This window comes from Bounagaea algeriensis, assembly GCF_054491375.1.
The window spans coordinates 1,913,467-1,934,961 of the sequence record NZ_CM137102.1; the positions used below are offsets into that span (position 1 = coordinate 1,913,467).

Here is a 21,495-nt window from a genome sequence, read left to right on the forward strand (position 1 = left end):
CGCTCCATGTACTTTGATTGTCGACAATCCTACCAAAGGAGTTGCAGATGGCCGAGCTCTCACAGGTGCTCAAGCAGGCAACCGGCGTCGTGGCCGCCCGCGGCGAGGGCGTCCACCTCTTCGACGAGCAGGACCGCAGGTACCTCGACTTCACCGCCGGGATCGGAGTGACGAGCACGGGGCACTGCCACCCGCGGGTGGTCGAGGCGGCGCAGCGCCAAGTGGGCACGCTCATCCACGCCCAGTACACGACGGTCATGCACCGGCCGCTGCTGGACCTGGTCGAGCGGCTGGAGGGCGTGCTGCCCAGCGGGCTGGACCGGATGTTCTTCGCGAACTCGGGGTCGGAGGCGGTCGAGTCCGCGTTGCGGCTGACCCGCCAGGCGACCGGGCGCTCGAACGTCGTCGTGTTCCACGGCGGTTTCCACGGCCGCACCGTGGCCACCGCGTCCATGACGACGTCGGGCACGAAGGTCCGCTCCGGCTTCAGTCCCCTGATGCCCGGTGTGCACGTGGCACCGTTCCCGAACCCCGCGCTCTTCGGGTGGTCGGTGGAGGACTCGACCGACTTCGCGCTGCGCCAGCTCGACCACGTGCTGCAGACGGTCAGCGCGCCGGAGGAAACCGCCGCGTTCGTGGTGGAACCGGTGCTCGGTGAAGGCGGATACGTGCCCGGCAACACCCGGTTCTTCGAGGGGTTGCGGGAGCGCGCGGACCGGTACGGCATCCAGCTCGTGGTCGACGAGATCCAGACCGGGTGGGGCCGGACCGGGAAGTTCTGGGGCGGTGAGCACTTCGGCATCCGCCCCGATGTGGTGATCACCGCCAAGGGGTTGGCGTCCGGTTTCCCGCTGTCGGGCATCGCGGCGTCGGCAGACCTCATGGCCAAGGCCTGGCCGGGCTCGCAGGGCGGCACCTACGGCGCCAACGCCGTCGCCTGTGCTGCCGCGCTCGCGACGTTGGAGGTCATCGAGGACGAAAAGCTGGTGGACAACGCCGCGCAGCGCGGCGACCAGCTGACCCGCGCGTTGTCCGAAGTGGCCGCACGTCATGAGCGGATCACCGATGTGCGCGGACCGGGCCTCATGGTCGGCAACGAGTTCCGCGACGCCGACGGCAATCCGGACGGGGCCACTGCTGCGGCGGTGCAGCAGGAGGCCGCCCGGCGCGGTCTCCTGCTGCTCACCTGCGCTCCGCGGGGAGAGGTGGTCCGTTTCATCCCCGCCCTCGTCGTCCAGCCGGAGCACGTCGACGAGGCCGCCAGCATCTGGGCGGATTCCGTCGCCGCCGTCACGAGCTGACACGTGGGTCACTTCTCGGCGGACTCGGCGGCCAGCTCTGCCTCGGACTCCGGCGTTCCGGGGCAGTAGCTGCCGCGGATCGACTTGCCGGCCGTCTCCGTGACGAAGTAGATCGCCACCAGCCCGATGAGGCACGCGCCGATCATGTAGTAGGCGGGGAAGACGTTGCTCCCCGTCACGCCGATGAAGTAGTTGCTCACGTTCGGTGCCGTGCCGCCGAAGAGCGATGTCGACACGTTGTACGTGATGGCGAAGCCGGCGAAGCGCACCGTTGTCGGGAACAACGCGGGGAACATCGACGAGATGGTGCTCAGCTGCAGGGCGTAGACCAGCCCTAGCACGGCGAACGCCACGATCGCCCAGGCGTAACCCTGCGCCATGAGGGCGTACATGGGGACCGCGAGCACGATCATGCCGATCAGCGACGCGTACCACAACGGCTTTCGCCCGACCCGGTCGGAAAGCGAGCCGTAGAACGGGATGAACGCCGTCATCACCAGCTGACCGACCGAGACGAGGACGAGGGCCTCGGCGGTGCCCATGCCGATCTCCTCCTGCACGTATGTCGGCATGTAGGCGATCAGGGTGTAGTTGGTGACGTTCAGCGCGATGACCAGACCGAAGAGCTGCGCCATCTGCGGCCAGTAGCGGCTGAGCAGGTCCTTGAACGGGGTGGAGACCTGCTCCTTCGCGAGGCCTTCCGCCGTTGCCTCGCGGAAAACCGGGGTGTCTTCGAGCTTCAGGCGCAGGTAGAAGCCGATGAGGCCCATCGGACCCGCGAGGAAGAACGGCAGCCGCCAGCCCCACTCGTGCATGGTTTCCTCGCCGAACCCCACGAGCAGCCCGAGGCCGATGAGGGACCCGAGCGCGTATCCGCTGAGCGTGCCGAACTCGAGGAAGCTGCCGTAGAAGCCGCGTTTGCGGTCGGGGGAGTACTCCGCGATGAACGTCGCCGCGCCGCCGTACTCGCCGCCGGAGGAAAAGCCCTGCAGCAGCCGCATCCCGAAGAGGAGGACGGGGGCGGTGATCCCGATGCTCTCGAACGAGGGGATCAGCCCGATGCAGAACGTGGAGACCGACATCAGGATGATGGTCAGCGACAGCACCGCGCGGCGGCCGATGCGGTCCCCGAGCGGGCCCCAGACCAGGCCCCCGAACGGGCGGGCGACGAATGAGACGGCGAATGCCGCCAGCACCCACCCGATGGTGTTCTCGCCCTGGGGAAAAAGCGCGGACTCGATGTAGAGCGTGAGGACGGCGTAGATCCCGTAGTCGTACCACTCCGTGGCGTTGCCCAGAGCGGACGCGCTGACCGCGCGGCGCAGCACCCCCTTCGGCGGCTCGTCCGTGCTCGCTGTGTCAGCGCTGGTTGGTTGGTCGGAGGCCATGATCACTCCTCCTACGTGAGTCGATCAGCGAGGAGACTCGCCAGCCGATCCGTTTCTTAGCCCGTAGTTTTCTGTTGTTTTGTTGACAATCGGACACCGTACAGACGATGGCCGCCGCGGACCAGAGCATCGCCACAAACGGTTGCGGAGTCGTTGCGGGGGCGGTGTTCGGCGAACGCCGCAGGGATGCCTTGCGCGGGGAGGCTGTGGACGTCGACGGGTCCTCCTGGTGGGATGTGGAGCATGCTCAACCACCGGATCGCTCTCATCCCCGGCGACGGCATCGGCCGGGAAGTCACACCCGCCGCCTGCGCGGTGCTCGACGCGGTCGGCGCGCGCCACGGCCTGTCGTTCGGCTACGACGAGTTCGACTGGTCCCACGAGCGCTACCGCGAGCTCGGCGCGATGATGCCCGACGACGGCCTGGCGCGGATTCGGCAGCACGACGCGGTTTTCCTCGGAGCCGTCGGCGACCCCTCCGTGCCCGACCACATCTCGCTGTGGGGCCTGCTCATCCCGATCCGGCGCAACTTCCGCCAGTACATCAACCTGCGCCCGGTGAAGGTGTTCGACGGTGTGGACAGTCCGCTGCGGCACGCCGCAGCCGACGATGTCGACCTCGTCGTCGTGCGGGAGAACGTCGAAGGCGAGTACAGCGAGATCGGCGGGCGTCTGGGACGTGGTTTCCCCGAGGAGACCGCGGTGCAGGAAGCGGTGTTCACCCGCGCCGGCGTGACCCGCGTGGCCGATTACGCGTTCTCCCTGGCCGGTTCCCGCCGCGGCAGGGTGACCTCGGCGACGAAGTCGAACGGAATCGTGCACACGATGCCGTTCTGGGACGAAGTGGTCGCCGAGGTGGCGCAGTCCTATTCGGACATCACGTTCGATTCCCAGCACATCGACGCGCTGTGCGCCAAGGTCGTGCTCGATCCGGCCCGGTTCGACGTGATCGTCGGTTCGAACCTGTTCGGCGACATCCTCAGCGATCTGGGCGCCGCGGTCGCCGGCAGCATCGGCATCGCCCCGTCGGCCAACATCAACCCGGAACGCGAGTTCCCGTCGCTGTTCGAACCCGTGCACGGTTCCGCACCGGACATCGCCGGGAAGGGCGTGGCAAACCCGCTCGGTGCCATCTGGACAGCGGCGATGATGCTCGACCACCTCGAACACCCGGAGGCCGCCGCGGAGGTCGAGCGGGCGATGGCCGCAGTGCTGGCCCGGACTTCGGTGCGCACGCCCGATCTCGGTGGTTCCGCCGGAACCGAGGCGTTCACCGAGGCCGTCCTGGAGCACCTCGGCGCCTGATCGTCCCCGAGTTCGCCCGAACTGAGCGGCCTCTCGGCCTGCTCTTCGGGGGTTGGCCGGCGATCACCCGCCGCGGCGCTCCCGCGGCGGGTTCGGGCCGGATTCTGCGCGGATCCAGAGCCGGGTTCTACCCCTGCGCGAACTGCTTCGTGATCCAGGTGGGATCGGTGATGGCGGTGCCGACGACGACGGCGTTCGCTCCAGCCGACACGGCTGCTCTCACCTCGCGCGGGTGGTGGTAGCGGCCCTCGGCGATGACAGGGGTATCGGGCAGGGCCTTTCGCAACTGCGCGACCAGGTCGAGGTCGGGCGCATCCGGCTGCGGACGGGGCGCGATGTTTCCGGCCAGGGTGGTGGCGACGATGTCCGCGCCGAGCTCGACGGCCGCGATCCCTTCGTCGAGCGTCGAGATGTCGGCCATTACCAGTCTTCCGGCACCGTGCACGGCCCGAACGGTGTCCGCGAAGCCCGCACCGTCGGGACGGGGCCGATCGGTGGCGTCGGCGGCGACCACATCGGCTCCGCTCTCGACGACGGACAACGCTGCGCCCACGGTGGGGGTGATGTAGACGCCGTCGGTGCCGTCCTTGGTCAGCCCGATCACCGGCACGGACACGTCCGACACGACCGCGGCGACGTCACGGGTTCCGCCGACTCCGCCGCAGCGGATCGCGGCCGCGCCGCCGTCCACCGCGGCGCGCGCCATGCGGACGATGGTGCTCGTGTCGCGCAGCGCGTGCCCGTCGCCGGCTTGGCAGGACACGATCAACCGCCGGTTGATGTGCTCCATGAGCTGTTGCAGCGTCATCGCGTGGGCTGGTGTGGACAATCCCATCAGCTCCTCTCCGTGGTCGCTTCGTCTGCCAGCAGCCCAGCGCCGATGATCGGTGCGTGCGTGCCGAGCGCCGCGGGTAGCACCGGTACCGCACGGCCGGGCGGGCGGACCTCTGCTCGCAACGCGTTCGCCAAGGGGCGCAGGAAGTCCCCGCCGATCTGCGCGGCACCGCCGCCGATGATCACGGCATCGACGTCGAACGCGGTCACCACACCGGCCAGACACCGCCCGAGCACGGTGGCCGCACCGGTGATGGCCAGCCGCGCGTGTTCGTCACCAGCGCGCATCCCGCTCGCCACTGTCGCCAGGTCGAGCACATCGGCAGTTCCGCTACGGGCCGCGTAGTCGGCGGCGACGGCCGGCCCAGCCGCCACCGCTTCGAGGTGGTCGTGGCGCCCACAGCCGCACGGAACCCGTCCCGTGACGGGGACCAGCAGATGTGCGATTTCACCTGCGCTGCCGTGGCCGCCGCGCACCAGCCGACCGTTGTGGACCAGCGCCCCGCCGATACCGGTTCCGACCGAGACGTGCAGGACCTCGGGGCGGTCCCTGCCGGCTCCGGTTGCGGATTCTCCGAGCGCCATGGCGCGCACGTCGTTGTCCACGGCGACCGGAAGTCCGGTGCGCCGCTGCAGTCCGGCACGCACCGCCACACCTGCCCAACCGGGGACGATGTCGGTCGCCGAGCGCACCAGGCCCTCGATCGGATCGATGACGCCTGGCGCACCGACGCCGATCCCGCCGACCTCATCGTCAGCGGTCAGTTCGCGCACCAGGTCGGCGGCGGTGTCGAGCACCGCCTGCCCGCCCTCGGTCGGCGTCGCGGCGCGCACCACCCGCGTCACGGCGCCACGTTGTTCCACGATCCCTGCCGCGATCTTGGTGCCGCCGATGTCGACGCCGATCGTCGGGACGCGGTCCGTGTCGGTCACAGCAGCCCCGCGGCTTCCAGGTGGGACGCCACGTGCTGAGCCTCCGCGTCGTTGAGCGGAATCTGCGGAGGTGCCGTGAGCCCGTTGTCGATGATCCCGCGCTGTCGCAGAGCGGTCTTGAACGCACCGAGCGCCGAGGACCCGCGCCCCATCCGGCTTTCCTCGCCGGCGTCGACGAGGCCGAAGAGCGCGATCAACCGTTCCTGCTCGGCGGCAGCGGCCTCCCACTCGCTGCCCGTGCAGTGCCGGTACAACCGCACGTAGCCGTGCGGATCCACGTTGCCCAGGCCGGGCACGACACCGTGCGCGCCCATGCGCAGCGACGTGTCGACGGTCAGCTCGGACCCGGTGAGCACGCTGAAGGAGGCCGGAGCGTCCTGGCGCGCAGCGAGGATCAGGCGCCTGAGGCCGGCGTCGTCTCCGCTGGAGTCCTTCACTCCGGCCAGCACGCCGTCGGCCGCCAGGTGCATCAGCGTGTCGACGTCGAGCTTGCTGTGCACCGACACGGGCACGTCGTAGGCGTAGACCGGCAGATCGGTGCCGTCGGCGACCACGCGGAAGTGCCGCTCGATCTCGGCGGGATGGGTGCGGGTGTAGAACGGCGCGGTGACGACCAACCCGTCGCAACCGGCCTTCTCCGCGACCCGCGCGTGCTCGAGCACGCGCAGGGAGGTCATGTCGATGGCCCCGGCCAGTACCGGAACCCGGCCCGCGGTCCGTTCCACCGCGGTCTCGAGGACCCGCTGGCGGTGCCGGTCGGGCAGGAACGCCACCTCGCTGGTCGAACCGAGCGCGAACAGCCCGTTGACGCCCCCGTCGATCAGGAAGTCCACGAGCCGCTGCAGTGACAGCACGTCTACCTCCCACTCGCGGGTCACCGGTGTGCACATCGGCGGGACGACACCGTGCAGGGATTCGTTGGCCACTGTGGAATGCCTCGTTCTTCTCGTCGTCTCGTGCGGTTCAGTCGCGTGCGCCGACCGTTGTGCCGGTTGCGGCCCGTTCGCCGCCGTCGATCGCGTCACCGCTGCGCACGGCGTCCGGTCGCAGCAGTTTCTGCAGCCTGGTCGGGGCGTCGATCCCGATGAGGACCACCACCACGAAGGTGAGGGCGAACGAGATCACCATCAACGCGGTGCCCAGGCTCATCGTCGAGGCCAGGCTCGCCCCGAGAACCGGTGCCACGGCCCCGCCCAGAGCACTGACGTTGTAGGTGAACCCGAGTCCGGCCGCCCGGGACCGCACGTCGAAGTAGCCACCGATCCACTTCGGGAGCAGGCCGGCGATGCCCTGCCCGAAAATCTGCTGCGCGAATAACAACGCGCCGAGCGCGAGCAGGCTGCTGCCACCGATGAGGAACACCGGGAAGATCAGGACCTGCGAGATCAGCAGACTGCCCCAGTAGGCCCGCGCCGTGCCGAACCGGTCACCGGTGAATCCCGCGACCCAGCAGCCCACGGCCGCACCGAGCCCGGAGAAGGACAGCACCGCACTGGCTTCCGCCGCACCGTAGCCGAGATCGCTTTTCAGGTAGGTCGGCAGCAGCGCCTGGATCGGCCAGGAGTACAGGAACGCCGCGAACACGATGACCATCACCATCAGGCCCACCGGCCACCGGGATCCGCTGAACTGCACCATGTAGGCCACGAACACCGCGGCGGACACCACGCCGAGCACACCGACGGGTACCGGACCGGTGACCGCGCTGGTGAAGATCAGGGTCAACGTCGTGAAGGCCACGACCGCCAGCAGGAGATTGGCGAACGCGCGACGTCCGCGGAACAGCACATCCAGCATCGTCGGCTGCTTGGGCTGCGCCGAGGTCTGCTCCCAGTCGTGCGACTCCGGCAGGCTGCGCCGCAACCAGATCGCGATGGCGATCGGCGCCAGTCCGATGTAGAACAGCGCGCGCCACCCCAAAGCCGGGACCACGAGCTGGTAAGCGCCCGCGGCGACGACGGTGCCGAACGAGTAGCCGGATATCAGGAAACCGCTGGCCTTGTTGCGCATGTGCTTGGGCCAGGACTCGATGACGTAGGTTGAGCTGGACCCGTACTCGCCGGCCATGCCCAGACCGATCATCAGGCGCGCCAAGAACAGCACCCCGTAGGTGGGAGCGAGTCCGCAGAGGAAGGTGCCCACCGAGAACAGGGCGATGCTGAGGATCATCGCCATCCGTCGGCCGTAGCGGTCCCCGAGCGCGCCGATCGCCATGCCGCCCGCCCACCGGGAGATGAACGCCGCGGAGATCAGGCTGGCCGCCTGCACCGTCGTCAGCCCGAAGGTGTCGCTGATCTCGGTCAGCACGAGCGTGATCAGGACGAAGTCGAAGCCGTCGAGCAGGTAGCCGAGCCACGCGGCGAGGAAGGACTTCCACTGCGAACCGGTGATCTGGCGGTACCAGCGTGCGGAGGCGGTCGATTCGTGGCGCACTGCTTCCTCCTCGCGTCCTCGGCTGCGCTGCCCAAGACGTAGGACGTTGGACGTGGGACGTCCTATGTTGTGCGGTACGCTAGAACGCAGTCAGCGAGCTGTAAAGAGCCATCAGCGAAGACCGAGGACGGAGCATCCGAGAATGACGGACGTGGTCGACGAGCACACCCGTCGGGCAGCCCTGGACCCGCTCGCCGAACAGATCCTCGCGCTGATCCACCAACGCGGACTGCGCGTCGGCGACTCCATGCCCACCGAACTGGAACTCATCGACGAACTGTCCGCCTCCCGCAACAGCGTTCGCGAAGCCGTCCGGGCACTGCGGGCCCTCGGGATCGTCGACATCCGCCACGGGCACGGCACGTTCGTCGGCAACGCCCCGCTGCGCGCGCTCTCGCCCGCACTGACCTTCCGGGCCCTCGCCGACAGGTCCGCCGAAGACCTGCGCGGCCTTCGCGATCTCGTGGACCTCCGCGAACTGGTCGAGGTCGGCGTGGTCGACCGGCTCGTCGGCGCGCTGCCCGGGGAGACCCTCGACCGCCTGGACGCCCTGTGCGACGAGATGGAGCGCACGAACCTCGACCCCGACGTCGACCGCGAGTTCCACCGAACGCTGCACGCCGCCCTCGACAACCCCCTGGTCGAGCAGCTGGTCGACGTGTTCTGGGACTCCTACCACGCGGCGCAAGCGGCCCTCACCCGCCCGGCGGTCGCCGACAACACCCACACCGCCGCCCAGCACCGCGCCATCGTCGCCGCGCTGCGCTCGGAAGACCCCCGGCTGCTGCGCACCGTCATGCTGGAACACTTCACCGACATCAAGAACCGCCTGGACCACGGCGCTGGTCGGGCCTGACGGACCGGGGGATCGTGCACCACCCGGAAGCGGGGCCCCATTGCCGGAGCAGCCGCAGGTTCCCGGAGGTTGGTCGTCGAGTGAGGAGTCGGCATGGTGCCCTTGGAGCTGATCCTCGGAGCGTGGTGGGCACCGCTCGGCATCGCACTGGTGATCACCGGGTCCGCCGTGTTCCCGCCGCTGCCGAGCGAAACCCTGCTCGTCACCGCCACCACCCTGGCCCTGGCGGGCGAGCTGAACATCGCGGCCGTGCTGCTGGCGACCACGCTCGGCGCACTGCTGGCCGATCTGACCGTCTACGCGCTCGGACGCTGCCTCAGCCGGCGAACACGCCACAACGCGTCCCGCTCGACTCGTGGCCGGCGAGCCCTGCAGTGGCTCGACGAGCACCAGACCACCTGGGGGCAGGGGCTGGTCATCGCCGGTCGGTTCATCCCCGGCGGAACCACCGCGGTCGGGCTCTCCGCCGGCATCGTGGCCTACCCGCTCCCGCGCTTTCTGACCGCTGCCGCAGTCGGTGCCGTGCTGTGGACGGCCTACGGACTCGGGCTGGCCTCGCTCGGACGGACCGTCCTGCCCGGTTCCACCTGGGCCAGCGTGCTCCTGGCCATCGTGCTCACCGCGGCAACGACCGGCGTCATCGGCATCGCCGACACGCTGCGCACTCGGCGGCGAGGTGGCACCACGTCCGCCGGACGCGCCCCTTCGGAATCGGATTGAGCGCGCTGCCCGGACGTGCTGACCGAGTGCGACGTCAGGCCGCGGGATGAGCGCGTCCAGCCCATCGTCGACCATGCCTCGGGCGCCGTCGGCGACTTCCTCGGCCGGCTGGAACAGCGCGATCACCGTGCCGTTCCACGGCGAAGCGGCGTGCCGACGTGGCATGACATCGCCCCGCTGATGCGGTGTACTGGAGATCCCGCATCGTGCGCGGAAGGGAGGAGGCGGACATGACCGAGCAGCAGGGCCAGGAGTTCTGGCGGAACATCACCCCGATCTCGAACTCGTTCAAGGCGGACGCGTTGCCCGAGGTGTACCTGTCGCAGGTGGCCACCGACGACGACCGCTACTACGCGCCGTTCACCGAAACGGTCGGATCACGACCGCTGTGGATCAACGTCAAGGACAACTCGTGGGCGGACATCCTGCGGGCGAAGAGCGCCGGCCTGGTCAACCGCCACTACCACCCGCACGAGGTCTTCGTCTTCGACGTGCACGACTACATCGAGATGTGCCGCAACCACTACGCCGCGGTCGGTCTCGGCGAGGAGTACGTCAACGGCCTGTTGCGCTGAATTGTCCGGGTGCTCTGTGGGACGGGTGCTCGCCCGCCGGGCGGGCGAGCGTTCCCACGCGAGATCCCGGCGAGCGGATGCCTGGGATCAGCCGGAAGTCTGCTGCTGCAGCGGCTCCGCGACGAGCGTGCGCAGCTCGTTCAGGCCGGTAACGTCCGGGTGTCCGGAGTGCAGAGCGTTCGCGAGTATGTTGAGCGGATCATCCGGAGCGGACTCCGCGAGCATGGCTTGGACCGTTTCCGGCCCGGCCGTCTCGAGAGCCTGGATCAGCTGTTCGGCGAGGAGCTGTCGTTGCTCGGATTCGATCAGATCGTCCTGATCGAGCAACTCGCTGGCGAGCAAGGAGTGCAGCGCGAGCGGTCCGAGGACGTCGTCGGAACGCAGCCGTCTCAGCAGGACGGTCCCGTCGTCCCGGGCCGTCGACAGCACACCGAGCATGGCTGCGGCCCTGCTGCGGAACGGGCACTGCCGGACCGCGTCGACCAGCTGCTCCGGTTCGCGGCTGTCGTGGGTCGACAACCAGTGGTCGATTTCAGCTCGGGCCGCCGGGGGCGGATGCTGCTCGGCGATCGTTGTGAGCAGTTGTGCCGGGGTGACCTCGGACAGTTCGCCGAGCAGGGGTGCGTACCGGCCTTCGTCGACCAACCAGGTGTGCACGCGTGCGGTCGCCAGTGGTGTGAGCCGGACGAGATCGATCGGACCGGCCTCGGGATCCAGGGCGGCTCGGAGGTTCTCCCGCGACTCCGGCGGTAGCCCCCCACCTCCGTCGTCAACGGTCGCATCCACGTCGAGACCAGCGAGGATGCTCGGGTCCGCGGTTCCGGTGGTGAGCTCGACGGCGCCGAGATCGGCCAGTACCCGCAGGATCCGCCACACGTCGTTGTCGCTCCGCTGGCGCATCAGGCCGGGTATCCCTTCGGCCTCCTCGATGCCGAAGCCCAAGTGATATGTCAGCCATGCGCTTTCCTGCAGGCAGACGACGGGGAATGCCACCGGCATGCCGTACAGCGTCCGCAGAACATCCGGGACGACCTCGCGGTAGAACAGGCGGGGCAGCCCTCGGCCGTACGGGGAAGATCCGAGGACCGCCTCGTCCAGTTCAGTGATCGCGTCGAATGCCCTGTTCCACAGAGCCGTCGCGTCCCGCAGCACGGGCTTGGCCTTCGCGATCGGCACCAGACGGTTCTTGACCACTCGTGCCACCCGGGTTTTCTTCGCCCAGGCGACGAGCAACGCGAGCCCGGCCAGTTCGGCGCTGCTCTTGGTGCGGTACGTCCGACCGCCGAGGACGGGGTCGACCGTGTCGCCGGTGCCGAGCTGTTCGACCAGTTGCCGCGCGTCGGCGAGCTTGAGCTGGCCGGTTCCGGTCAGTGAACGGCCCTCGTGGCCCAGCCAGGAGACGAGCGTGCGCAGTTGCTGGACGGTTGTGCTGTTCTCCGCAGCTTCGGCGAGTTCCTCCGCGGAGGGCAGTGACACGGGTGGCATGGCGGGAGCCGGCCCAGGCGCTGCGTCATCGCCGGTGAAGTGCCGGTTCATGATGTGTTCGAGGGCGGCCGCGTCGTAGGAGACGGTGCCCTCGTGGACCTGCGCGATGAAGTTGCTCATCGCGCTCTCGTCGTGCGGGTCGACGCCCGCGTCGATCGCCGTCATCGTCCAGAACTTGGCGATGCCGAAGTTCCTGGGATCCGACATGGCCCGTGGGAACTCGGCGGCAGCGGCGCTGATCGCAGCTTCGATGTCGGCCGGACGATCGCCCGTTGCTTCGGCCAGCTCGGTGTGCTGCAGGTAGCGCACCAGCGTGCGCAGCGAGTCAGGTGCCTGGGATACCTCTTCGGCGGAGGCCGAGACCTTGCGCGGCATCCAGGTCAGCAGGAACTTCTCGGCGAGTTCGGCGGTCCAGAGCATCAGGCGGCCGTCGGTGCTGGTGTGTCGGAAATCCAGTGCGGCGTGCAGCAGGAACGGATCGGCGGTCAGCTGCTGCTCGTCCGCCCACGCGAGACACCGGCGTACCAGCAGCTCCTTCGCCGCTTCGAACTCGTCGGTTTCGCTCGGCTCGTACCGGTTGCGCATTCAGCCGGATGTCCTTCTCGCGTCGCTGCTCCAGCACTGCTGCCCCAGCACTGTTCGTTCCGAGGTTAGTAGGGGTTCCACTCGGAACGTGCCCAGGGGTTTGGAACAAGCCGTGAACCTCGGTCAACTCCGACCCCGCACGCCAGGCCGAGATTTCCCCGCCCAGTGCCGTTCCGGACCGCACGCGGGCCACCAGCTCCGGCGGAGTCGTCAGCGGCCGCTCCAGCGGGGTGCGCGCTTCTCCGCGAACGCGCGGGGGCCCTCCGCGGCGTCCTCGGAGGTCAGCATGGCCTGGTAGCGGGGCAGGCGGCCGGAACGCAGGGTTTCGTAGGCGCTTGCGACGTCCTGCGCCTCGGTGGTGCGGTGGATCTCCTTCACGGCGGCGAGGGCGAGCGGGGCGCCGGCGCGGACCTCGCGGGCGAGCTCCATCGCCGAGTCCAGGAGTTCCTCGTCGGGCACGACGCGGTTGACCAACCCCCAGCCGGCCGCTTCCGCCGCCGGCATGCGCCGGCCGGTGAGGAGCAACTCGTCGGCGACGGCGCGCGGCAGCCGGCGCGGCAGCCGAAGCACCCCGCCCGAGTCGGCGACCATGCCGATCGTCACTTCGGGGAGGGAGAACTCGGCCGAGGACGCGGCCACGACGAGGTCCGCGGCGAGGGCGAGTTCGAAGCCGCCGCCGAAGGCCAGCCCGTTGACGGCGGCGATGACCGGCTTGTCCAGGGAGAAGTATTCGGTGAGGCCCGCGAATCCACCGGGGCCGTGGTCCGCGTCGATGGCCTCGCCGTTGCTGGCGGCTTTGAGGTCCCACCCGGCTGAGAAGAAGCGCCCTCCCGCTGCGGTGAGCACGGCGACGCGCAGTTCGTCGTCGTGGTGCAGCCGCTCGAACGCGGCGTGCAGGGCTCGGCTGGTCGCCACGTCGATCGCGTTGGCCTTCGGCCGGTCCAGCGTGATGGTCAGGATGCCGTCGGCGGTTTCGGTGCGCACAGGTTCGGTCACAGTGTTCCTCCTGCGTCGGTGGTGTCGAGTTCGGCGGCGTCGGTCGGGTCGGCGGTGCGGATCAGCGCGTCCACCGCGAGCGCGCCACTGCCTTCGGGCAGCACCAGCAGCGGGTTGACGTCGAGTTCCCGCAGATCGCTTCCGAGGTGTTCGGCGCAGGCGGCGACCGCGGCGACCGCGTCCACCACCGCGGCTACGTCCCCGGCGGGTCGGGAGCGGAATCCGCGCAGCAGCGGCCACGCGCGCAGCGACTCCAGCGCCCGCTGGATCTCGTCGGTTCCTGCCGGTAGCAGCACGGTGGTCGCGTCGCCCACGAGCTCGACGAGCACACCGCCGCTGCCGATGCTCAGCGCCGGGCCGAACACCGGGTCGTGGTGCACGCCGACGAGGAGTTCGGCGACCGCTCCGGTGGCCATGGTTTCGACGAGCACCCGGTCGGCGAGTCCCGCCAGCGCGCCGGCGGCTTCGGCCACCTCGTCCGCGTTGGTCAGGCCGAGGCGCACACCGCCGATCTCCGTTTTGTGCGCCACGGACGCGGACACGGCTTTGAGCGCCACCGGGTAGCCGAGTTCCGCCGCCGCTGCGACCGCCTCGCCCGGCGCGACGAGAGCCCCGTCGGGGACGGGCACGCCGAAACGGGCCAGCGCGCGCTTGCTCGCGCACTCGTCGAGCTGGTGCACCGCGAGGTCCGGCTCCGCGCTCGGGTGCGCGGCGGCCGTGTCCCGCGCGGTGCCGGCGTTCGACGCCGCGGGGTCAGCGGGGCGGGCCGTGGACTGCGGTGCCAGCGGTGCCCGCACCGTGCCGTCCGCGGTGTCCAGGCCCGTCGCGGCGCGCACCGCCTCCAGGCACTCCACCAGCCCGCGCATCGGGGCGATTCCCTCGTCGCGCAGCCGCTCCGCGACGTCTTCGGGCAAACCGTCGGGCAGCGAGCTGACCACGCACGCGGTGGCGTCGCTGCCGCGATGTGCGGCGACGAACGCTTCCAGCGCGGTGCGCCAGTCGTCGCCGCGGCAGCGGTCGTCGCGCGGAAGGTCGAGCACGAGCAGGTGGACGTCGGCGGCGCAGCCCAAGTAGTGGGTGAAGCAGCGGGTCAGCGCACGGCTGTCACCCCAGATGTCGATGTCGTAGTCGAGGGGGTTGGTGATGGTGGCCCGCTCACCGAGCTCTTCGCGCAGCCCGGCGCGCACCTGATCGGGCAGTTCCGGCATGTCGAGCCCGCGTTCGGCGGCGAGGTCGGCGACGAGCGCGGCTTCGCCGCCGGAGCAGCTCGCCGAGGCGATGCGCCTGCCGGCGAGCGGGCCGTGGACGTGCAGCAACGTCAGCGTCTGCAGGAACGTGGACAGGTCGTGCACCCGTGCCAGACCCAGCCGCCGGAACAGCGCGTCGCACAGCACGTCGGGGCTGGCCAACGAACTGGTGTGGCTCAGAGCGGCTTGCGCGCCGAGTTCGGAACGTCCGGATTTGAGCACGACGATCGGCACGCCGCGGTGCGCCGCCGCTGCTGCTGCCCGCGAGAGCCCGACGACGTCGTCGACGCCTTCCAGGTGCAGGCCGATCGCGGTGATGCGCGGATCGTCCAGCAAGGACTCGACGAGTTCCGCGGCTCCGGTGACGGCGGCGTTGCCGAGCGAGGCGAGGTGGGCCAGGGGCAGCGCTCCGCGGTGCATGGTGAGGTTCTGGCCGATGTTGCCGCTCTGCGTGACGATGGCGACGCCGCGGTCCACCGACCGCCCGCCGTGCTGGTCGGGCCACAGCGCCGCACCGTCGAGGTAGTTGAGCAGTCCGTAGCAGTTCGGACCGACCACCGGCATGCCGTCGGCGGCCGCGACGAGCTCTCGTTGCAGTGCGGCGCCGGTTCCGCCGCTCTCGGCGAAGCCGGAAGCGTGGCACACGGCACCACCGGCTCCCCGCTGTGCGAGCGCACCGACCGCGTCGACGGTCGCCCGGGCGGGGATCGCGAGGAAGCTCGCATCGGGTGCCTGCGGCAGCGATGCGACGTCCGGGTAGCACGGGATCCCGCCGAGGCTGTCCCGCCGCGGGTTGACCGGCCAGATCTGCCCGGTGAAGCCGATTTCGCGGCACTGCTGCAGCGCCCGCAGGGCGGTGCCCCCGCCGAACACCGCGATGTTGCGGGGAGCCAGCAACCGGTGCATGCCGTCGCCCTCTGCGCCCGGTGCTGTTGTGGAGGTCCTCATGGTGCGCACCTCCCTCAGGCGCCGAGCGGGCGCAGCATCGACCGCGAGATGATGTGCCGCTGGATCTCGCTCGTTCCGTCCCAGATCCGCTCCACGCGTGCGTCGCGCCAGAATCGTTCGACGGGCAGTTCGGACATCAGTCCCATGCCGCCGAAGATCTGCACGGCTTGGTCGGTGATGCGGGCGAGGGCCTCGGTGGCGTAGAGCTTGGCCATGGCGGCGTCCTGGTCGGTCATCGAACCGGCGTCGTGCTTGCTGGCCGCGCGCAGGGTGAGCAGCTCGGCGGCTTCCAGTTCGGTGGCCATGTCGGCCAGCGGGAAGCCGACGCCCTGGAACTGCCCGATGCTCCGGCCGAATTGGCTGCGTTCGGCGGCCCATTCGGTGCTCATCTCCAGCACGCGCCGGGCACGGCCGACGCTGGTCGCGGCGACGCTGAGACGGCTGGCGCCGAGCCATTCGTTCATGAGCTCGAATCCGCGGCCCTCCTCGCCGAGACGGTTCTCGGCGGGCACTCGGCAGTCCGCGAAGGTGAGCTCGCACTGGTGGTAGCCGCGGTGCGAGACGCACTGCGAACCGCGGCGCACTTGCAGTCCGGGAGCGTCGAGGTCGACGAGGAACGCGCTGATCGAGTTGCGCGGGCCTTTCGGGCCCTGCTCGGTTCCGGTGGCGGCGAACAGGATGACGAAGTCGGCGGCGTCGGCGTGGCTGATGAAGTGCTTGTCGCCGTTGATGACGTAGTCGCCGCCCTCGCGCACGGCTCGGGTGCGCATGGAGCGCACGTCGGAGCCCGCCCCGGGTTCGGTCATGGCCAGGCAGTCGTGCCGTTCACCGCGCACCGCGGGCAGCAGGTAGGTCGCGCGTTGCTCGCCTTCGCACGCCTCGAGGATGTTGCTGGGGCGGGCGACGAGCATCTGCAACGCGTAGGAGGCGCGGCCGAGCTCGCGTTCCACCAGCGTCATGCCGACACCGTCGAGGCCACCACCACCGAGTTCGGCCGGCATGTTGGCGGCGTACAGGCCGTCGTTGAGGGCCTTCGCGCGGATCCGTTCGGCGACGTCCGGTGATACGGCGTCCTGCTGTTCCACTTCGTCCTCGTGCGGGTAGAGCTCGGTTTCCACGAAATTGCGGACCGTGCTCACCATCAACTGCTGTTCCTCGGACAGTCCGAAGTGCATCGCACACTCCTCCCGGGTCGGTCGTGGACGGATCAGCCGTGGCGGATGCCCAGCGGGCGGCCCACCTGTTCGGGCACGGCGAGCCCGGCGTGCGCTGCGCGGACCGTTTCCACCCGCTCTCGCAGGTCCGCGGGCATCGGAGTCGTTCGACCGGTGCTCGTGTCCACGTGCAGCAGGAGTTGTTCCGCGGTGGCCAACAACGCACCGGTGGTGCCGTCGCGCATCTCGTGGAAGACGTGCAGGCGCTTGGCGTCGCAGTCGAGCACCTGCAAGCTCAGCGCCAGCGGTTGCCCTTCTGCCGCCTCGCGCAGGTTGTGCAGGTGCGTCTGCACCGTGTACAGCGATCCGCCGTCGTGCCGGTACTGCTCGCCGATGCCGACGTAGCGGAAGAAGGCGTCGGCGTTGTCGCCGAAGACCAGCAGAAAGCAGGACTCGCTCATGTGGCCGTTGTAGTCGACCCAGCGCGGGCTGACGGGGGTCTCGTGCAGGTGCAGCGGCGCAGGCACTTCCCCCTCCCGGGACCAGCAGCGGTGCCCGGTGCCCTCGTACGGCGTGACGATGCGGTCGTGTTCCTCGGTGTTGCCCATGGCCCTTTCCCCGGCAGCGGTTGTTCACATCGTGCTTTGGCTGCTCGTATTGTGAAATACTAGAATGGTGTTCCGAGCGGGTCAAGGTCGGTGCGCACCGGCCACAGTGGGCGGTCACCGCGGCGGGGAAGGCAGTGCATGGACAGCGAGCACGTGGAGGCCGGCGGAAACGGCGACAAGGCGCCGACCGGGCGCGTGCAGGCGCTCGAACGTGCGATCGGGTTGCTCAACGCCGTGGCAGCCGCCTCGCCCGAGGGCGACTCGGTGGCCAACCTGGCCGCCGAGCGCGGCCTCAACCGCGCCACGGCCTGGCGCCTGCTGTCCACGCTCGAGCACCACGGATTGGTGGACCGCGATCCGCGGACCGGCGACTACGCGATCGGATTCGCGGTCTCCCGGATGGCGGCGCGGGCAGGGGTGGACGGACTGGTTCGCCGCACGCACCACGTCGTGCGCCGCCTGTCCGAGCAGACCGGTGAGACCGCGAACCTCGCGGTGGTGCGCAACCTCAGCCTGACCTATGTGGACGAAGTGATCCCGCCGGTGGTGCTCAGCGCCCGCTGGCTCGGTCGCGAGGCACCACCGCACGCCACCTCGGCCGGCAAGGCGCTGCTGGCGTGGCAGTCCGAGCAGGAAGTGGAACCGATGGTGGCGGATCCGCTCACCGCGCACACCGCCACCACGATCACCGACCGCGCTCTGCTGGAGGAGGAGTTCGCGGCGATCCGCCGCGACGGCTACGCCGTCAGCCTCGGCGAGCTGGAAGCGGGACTGTACGGCGTGTCCGCACCGGCCTTCGACAGCGGTGGGCGGCCGTTCGCCGTGATCGGGATCTGGGGACCGAAGGACCGCGTGCGGCAAAGCCGCTTCGCGGAGCTCGGGAACCTGCTGCGCGCGGCGGCCGACGAGATCGCGCGGGAGACCGGCGCTGCGTAACGGCTGCGAGCGATCGTCAGTCCTGCCGACGATCAGGTCGCTTCAGCGCGGATGAACGGCGACGTCCGCACCACCGCGCTGGTCGCCTCGGTGGGGTGCGGCGTTGTTCTGATCACCGGTGTTTGAGCGGTTCCGCCCCGGGCAGCTCAAGAACCTCCGGCATCGACGGCCAGGGCGATCAGCATCGCCAACCGCTCGTCCGGGTCGTCGAGGTGGAGGTTGGTGATCTCGTGCATCTTGCGGATGCGGTACCGCACGGTGTTGGGGTGCACGTCGAGCCGCCTGGCGGCGACGGCGAGGTCGGCCTGCGCCTGCAGCCACACGCGCAACGTGGGCAGGTAGTTCGTGCCGTGCGCGGCGTCGTGCCGAGTGAGGTCGGCGATGGGACCGCGCTCGGGGACACGTCCGGACGTGGCCGCGGTGCGCAACCGCTGGAGCAGGATCTGGTCCCACGACTCGTCGTAGCTGACCGGGGCCGCATCCGCCCGCGCCGCGTGCAGCGCCAGGCTCTCCTCCGCCTCGTTCCTGCTGGTCGGCAGCTGACTGGGGGTGGCAGGCGCACCGACCCCCGCGGCGATCGTGACGTGCTCGGGCAGGCTCGTGATGATGGTGCGCAACCAGTCGCGCGCCGCCGCGGGGTCGTCACCGCAGGGCAGCACCGTGTAGACGGTGTTGCCGAACAGCGCGCTGCGACCCGGGCGCGACCAGCCGAAGCCGGTGGTCGCGCGTTCGAAGGCGAGCAGCACGGCCGCGTGCCGCTCGTCGTGGGCGTGCGCCTGCAGGGCGATGACCCGGAACGGGCCGGGGCCCAAGCCGAGCCTTCCGAGCGTGGTAGTCGTGTCCGGATTGCTCTCCAACAGCTGGATGACGAGCTCGGATTCCACCTGCCGCTCCAGGTCGGCGCTGACGCGCGAGCGCAGCAGGTGCAGGCCGACGGTGCGGGCGCTGTCGCGCAGGATCCGGGCGCGCCGCTCGGACAGCGGCGCCTCGCAGGTGACCCAGAGCGAGCCCAGCAGTTCACGTCCCGCCCGCACGGCGATGACAGTGCGCCCACCCAGCCCGTGCTGCGGCGAGGCCGGCACGAACAGCGGCTCGTCCGATTCGGACAGGTGGGCGAACACGCCCCGCTCGGTGAACAACCGGCGGATGGTTTCCGGCACCCCTCGTCCGAGGATCGTCTCGTGGCGCGCGGTGTCCACCCCCTGCTGCAGGCTGGAGTAGGCCAGCACCCGCGAGAGCCGGTCTTCGATCGTGACCGAGCCGTCGACCGCGGCGGCGACGGTGTCCGCGAGGGCGAACAGGTCGCTCGGACCACGTCCGGCTTCCGTCTCCCGGCCTTCGAACACCAAGCCGTAGACGACCTCGGCGAGCTGGTTCCACGACACCGCGGGGTCAACGACCAGGGTGGTGACCCCGTGTTCGCCGTCGAGCCGGTGGATCTCGTCGACCGCGTCGGAGCCGCCGCGCAGCAACACCACGACCGCGTGCGCCGCAGCGGCGAGCTCCACAGCGCGGCGCGGTGACTCCACGCCGACGGCCAGGAAGACGTCCCCGGCCGCAGGCGAGGCGTCGGTCGGGTCGTGCATGGCGATGCTGCGCAGCTCGGCATCGCGCGCCCCGCCGGGGCCGACCAGGCGGACGCCGTAACCGCCGAGGACGGTGAGCAGCCGATCCAGTTTGACCACGTGTAACACGCCTCCCGCACGCTGCGCGGCACCCGGCAGCACCGGCATCCGCTGCCGGGGACTGTACGTACGCGCAGCGCCGATCACCGCCGTTTGGCGGAAACGAACAAGCTCGCCGGGAGCAATTGTTCCCCCGGGACAACCCGTGCCGACCACGGGTCGGTCATCCTCGGCGGAGACGCAGCCGTGCCAGAGCGTGGAGGATGTGCATGAGCCGGGATGGTGCGCGCACGAGCGGGGATCCGCGGAGCGCCGTGGTGGTCGGTGCCGGTGTTGTCGGACTGTCGACGGCGTGGTTCCTCCAGGAACGCGGTGTCGAGGTGACCGTTCTCGACCGCAGCGGTGTCGCCGCCGGGGCTTCCTGGGGAAACGCGGGACTGCTCTCCCCCGGGTTGGCGGTGCCGCTGAACGAGCCCGCCGTCCTGCGGTACGGACTGCGCTCGCTGCTGGACCCGGGTGCCCCGCTGCACGTCCCGTTCAGGTGGAACCCCGGGTTGTGGCGGTTCCTGCTGCAGTTCGCGGCCCGCTGCACCTGGGGTGGTTGGAACCGCGCGATGCGAGCCAACCTGCCGTTGAACACCGAATGCCTGGAAGCCTTCGACGTGCTCACGACCAACGGGGTGCAGGCCCCGACGGTCGCAGCGCCGATCACCGCCGTGTTCGAGACGCGCCGGCAGGCCACCGGGCTGCTGCGCGAGTTCCGACGCATGTCGCAGGCCGGCCAGGAGGTCGAGCACACTGCGCTGACCGGGGAGGAAGTGCGCGAGCGGCTGCCGCAGGTGTCCGAGCGCATCGGCGCCGGAATCCGGCTGGACGGGCAGCGTTTCGTCGATCCCGGTGCGTTCGTCGCCTCGCTGGCGGAATCGGTGCGCGCGCGGGGCGGCACGATCCGCGCGGAGTTCGACGTGACCGACGTGCACCGCCGCGACCGCGGCGTGACCGCCACATCCCGCGCGGGGGAGAGCCTCGCCGCGGACGTGGCCGTGCTGGCCACCGGCTCGTGGCTGGGCCAGCTCGTGCCCACCCGACAGCTGCGCGCGCCGGTCCGGGCCGGGCGCGGCTACTCGTTCACGGTCCCGACCGAAGAACCCGTGCCCGGACCGATGTACTTGCCGGGGGTCCGGGTGGCCTGCACTCCCTACCGCGGCGGGCTCCGGGTCGCGGGCACGATGGAGTTCCGCGATGCCGACGACGCGCTCGACCCCGCTCGGATCGAGGCGATCATCGCTTCCGCACGCCCGTACCTCACCGGCGTCGACTGGGAACGCCGCACCGATGAATGGGTGGGGCCCCGCCCGGTCACCCCGGACGGCTACCCGCTGATCGGTTCGCTCAGCTCCGACTCGGACATCTACGTCGCCGGTGGGCACGGCATGTGGGGGCTCACCCACGGGCCGATCACGGGACGCGCGCTCGCCGAAGCCATCACCACGGGCAAGCGCAGCGAGGCGCTTCGCGCGTTCACCCCTGTGCGCTGAAACTCGGCTCGCCGGAAGGGAATCTGCC

Annotated in this window: 18 protein-coding genes and 1 pseudogene; 7 read left to right on the forward strand and 12 right to left on the reverse strand. The window is 70.0% G+C overall.

The window, feature by feature from the left end; genetic code table 11:
• Positions 1-47 precede the first annotated feature (47 nt).
• Positions 48-1,301 carry an aspartate aminotransferase family protein gene (locus ACVGV2_RS08650; RefSeq protein WP_459165528.1) on the forward strand — a complete coding sequence of 418 codons (1,254 nt, stop codon included), beginning with the start codon at positions 48-50 and terminating at the stop codon, positions 1,299-1,301.
• Positions 1,302-1,309: 8 nt separating this feature from the next.
• Here ACVGV2_RS08650 and ACVGV2_RS08655 read toward each other — a convergent pair whose 3' ends face one another.
• Positions 1,310-2,689, reverse strand: coding sequence for an MFS transporter (locus ACVGV2_RS08655; protein WP_459165529.1), 1,380 nt, complete (start codon positions 2,687-2,689; stop codon positions 1,310-1,312).
• Between the two features lie 243 nt (positions 2,690-2,932).
• On the opposite strand from ACVGV2_RS08655, the gene ACVGV2_RS08660 reads away from it, so the two are divergent.
• On the forward strand, positions 2,933-3,994 hold the full coding sequence (locus ACVGV2_RS08660; RefSeq protein WP_459165530.1) for a tartrate dehydrogenase: 1,062 nt from the start codon (positions 2,933-2,935) through the stop codon (positions 3,992-3,994).
• A gap of 127 nt (positions 3,995-4,121) precedes the next feature.
• Here the strand turns inward: ACVGV2_RS08660 and ACVGV2_RS08665 are convergent, their stop codons facing one another.
• The 4 genes from ACVGV2_RS08665 to ACVGV2_RS08680 are packed head-to-tail and all read right to left on the reverse strand — an operon-like array spanning position 4,122 to position 8,194.
• The gene (locus ACVGV2_RS08665) at positions 4,122-4,802 is read right to left on the reverse strand and encodes an N-acetylmannosamine-6-phosphate 2-epimerase (protein ID WP_459165929.1); all 681 of its coding nucleotides are present in this window, start codon (positions 4,800-4,802) and stop codon (positions 4,122-4,124) included.
• Between the two features lie 26 nt (positions 4,803-4,828).
• Entirely contained in the window at positions 4,829-5,761 is a 933-nt protein-coding gene (locus tag ACVGV2_RS08670; protein ID WP_459165531.1) for an ROK family protein, read from the reverse strand.
• Positions 5,758-6,687: a dihydrodipicolinate synthase family protein gene (locus tag ACVGV2_RS08675; RefSeq protein ID WP_459165532.1), complete on the reverse strand. Its 930-nt coding sequence runs from the start codon at positions 6,685-6,687 to the stop codon at positions 5,758-5,760. The genes ACVGV2_RS08670 and ACVGV2_RS08675 overlap by 4 nt, the downstream gene beginning before the upstream one ends.
• A gap of 37 nt (positions 6,688-6,724) precedes the next feature.
• Positions 6,725-8,194, reverse strand: coding sequence for a sialate:H+ symport family MFS transporter (locus ACVGV2_RS08680; RefSeq protein ID WP_459165533.1), 1,470 nt, complete (start codon positions 8,192-8,194; stop codon positions 6,725-6,727).
• A gap of 142 nt (positions 8,195-8,336) precedes the next feature.
• Here ACVGV2_RS08680 and ACVGV2_RS08685 point away from each other — a divergent pair, with 142 nt between their 5' ends.
• Together ACVGV2_RS08685 and ACVGV2_RS08690 are read left to right on the forward strand one after the other, a co-directional pair.
• Positions 8,337-9,050, forward strand: a complete 714-nt coding sequence (locus ACVGV2_RS08685; RefSeq protein WP_459165534.1) for a FadR/GntR family transcriptional regulator — start codon at positions 8,337-8,339, stop codon at positions 9,048-9,050.
• A 93-nt stretch (positions 9,051-9,143) separates the two neighbouring features.
• Positions 9,144-9,770, forward strand: a complete 627-nt coding sequence (locus ACVGV2_RS08690; RefSeq protein ID WP_459165535.1) for a DedA family protein — start codon at positions 9,144-9,146, stop codon at positions 9,768-9,770.
• Positions 9,771-9,778: 8 nt separating this feature from the next.
• On the opposite strand, the pseudogene ACVGV2_RS08695 reads toward ACVGV2_RS08690, so the two are convergent.
• Positions 9,779-9,908: pseudogene (locus tag ACVGV2_RS08695) on the reverse strand (M20/M25/M40 family metallo-hydrolase); the annotation flags it as partial.
• A 92-nt stretch (positions 9,909-10,000) separates the two neighbouring features.
• Here ACVGV2_RS08695 and ACVGV2_RS08700 point away from each other — a divergent pair.
• The gene (locus ACVGV2_RS08700) at positions 10,001-10,345 is read left to right on the forward strand and encodes a cupin domain-containing protein (RefSeq protein ID WP_459165536.1); all 345 of its coding nucleotides are present in this window, start codon (positions 10,001-10,003) and stop codon (positions 10,343-10,345) included.
• A gap of 87 nt (positions 10,346-10,432) precedes the next feature.
• Here the strand turns inward: ACVGV2_RS08700 and ACVGV2_RS08705 are convergent, their stop codons facing one another.
• The 5 genes from ACVGV2_RS08705 to ACVGV2_RS08725 all read right to left on the reverse strand — a co-directional run bounded on the left by ACVGV2_RS08705 (position 10,433) and on the right by ACVGV2_RS08725 (position 17,368).
• Complete coding sequence (locus ACVGV2_RS08705) at positions 10,433-12,415, reverse strand: hypothetical protein (RefSeq protein ID WP_459165537.1); 1,983 nt, start codon at positions 12,413-12,415, stop codon at positions 10,433-10,435.
• Positions 12,416-12,625: 210 nt separating this feature from the next.
• The gene (locus ACVGV2_RS08710; protein ID WP_459165538.1) at positions 12,626-13,411 is read right to left on the reverse strand and encodes an enoyl-CoA hydratase-related protein; all 786 of its coding nucleotides are present in this window, start codon (positions 13,409-13,411) and stop codon (positions 12,626-12,628) included.
• The gene (locus ACVGV2_RS08715) at positions 13,408-15,606 is read right to left on the reverse strand and encodes an acetate--CoA ligase family protein (RefSeq protein ID WP_459165539.1); all 2,199 of its coding nucleotides are present in this window, start codon (positions 15,604-15,606) and stop codon (positions 13,408-13,410) included. The genes ACVGV2_RS08710 and ACVGV2_RS08715 overlap by 4 nt, the downstream gene beginning before the upstream one ends.
• Before the next feature lie 14 nt (positions 15,607-15,620).
• Entirely contained in the window at positions 15,621-16,781 is a 1,161-nt protein-coding gene (locus tag ACVGV2_RS08720) for an acyl-CoA dehydrogenase family protein (RefSeq protein WP_459165540.1), read from the reverse strand.
• 32 nt (positions 16,782-16,813) lie between these two features.
• Complete coding sequence (locus ACVGV2_RS08725; RefSeq protein ID WP_459165541.1) at positions 16,814-17,368, reverse strand: thioesterase family protein; 555 nt, start codon at positions 17,366-17,368, stop codon at positions 16,814-16,816.
• 138 nt (positions 17,369-17,506) lie between these two features.
• Between ACVGV2_RS08725 and ACVGV2_RS08730 the strand changes: the two genes are divergently transcribed.
• Positions 17,507-18,304: an IclR family transcriptional regulator gene (locus tag ACVGV2_RS08730; protein ID WP_459165542.1), complete on the forward strand. Its 798-nt coding sequence runs from the start codon at positions 17,507-17,509 to the stop codon at positions 18,302-18,304.
• Between the two features lie 146 nt (positions 18,305-18,450).
• Here the strand turns inward: ACVGV2_RS08730 and ACVGV2_RS08735 are convergent, their stop codons facing one another.
• Positions 18,451-19,989, reverse strand: coding sequence for a PucR family transcriptional regulator (locus ACVGV2_RS08735; protein ID WP_459165543.1), 1,539 nt, complete (start codon positions 19,987-19,989; stop codon positions 18,451-18,453).
• A 209-nt stretch (positions 19,990-20,198) separates the two neighbouring features.
• Here ACVGV2_RS08735 and ACVGV2_RS08740 point away from each other — a divergent pair, with 209 nt between their 5' ends.
• Positions 20,199-21,467, forward strand: a complete 1,269-nt coding sequence (locus ACVGV2_RS08740) for an NAD(P)/FAD-dependent oxidoreductase (RefSeq protein WP_459165544.1) — start codon at positions 20,199-20,201, stop codon at positions 21,465-21,467.
• Positions 21,468-21,495: the final 28 nt, after the last annotated feature.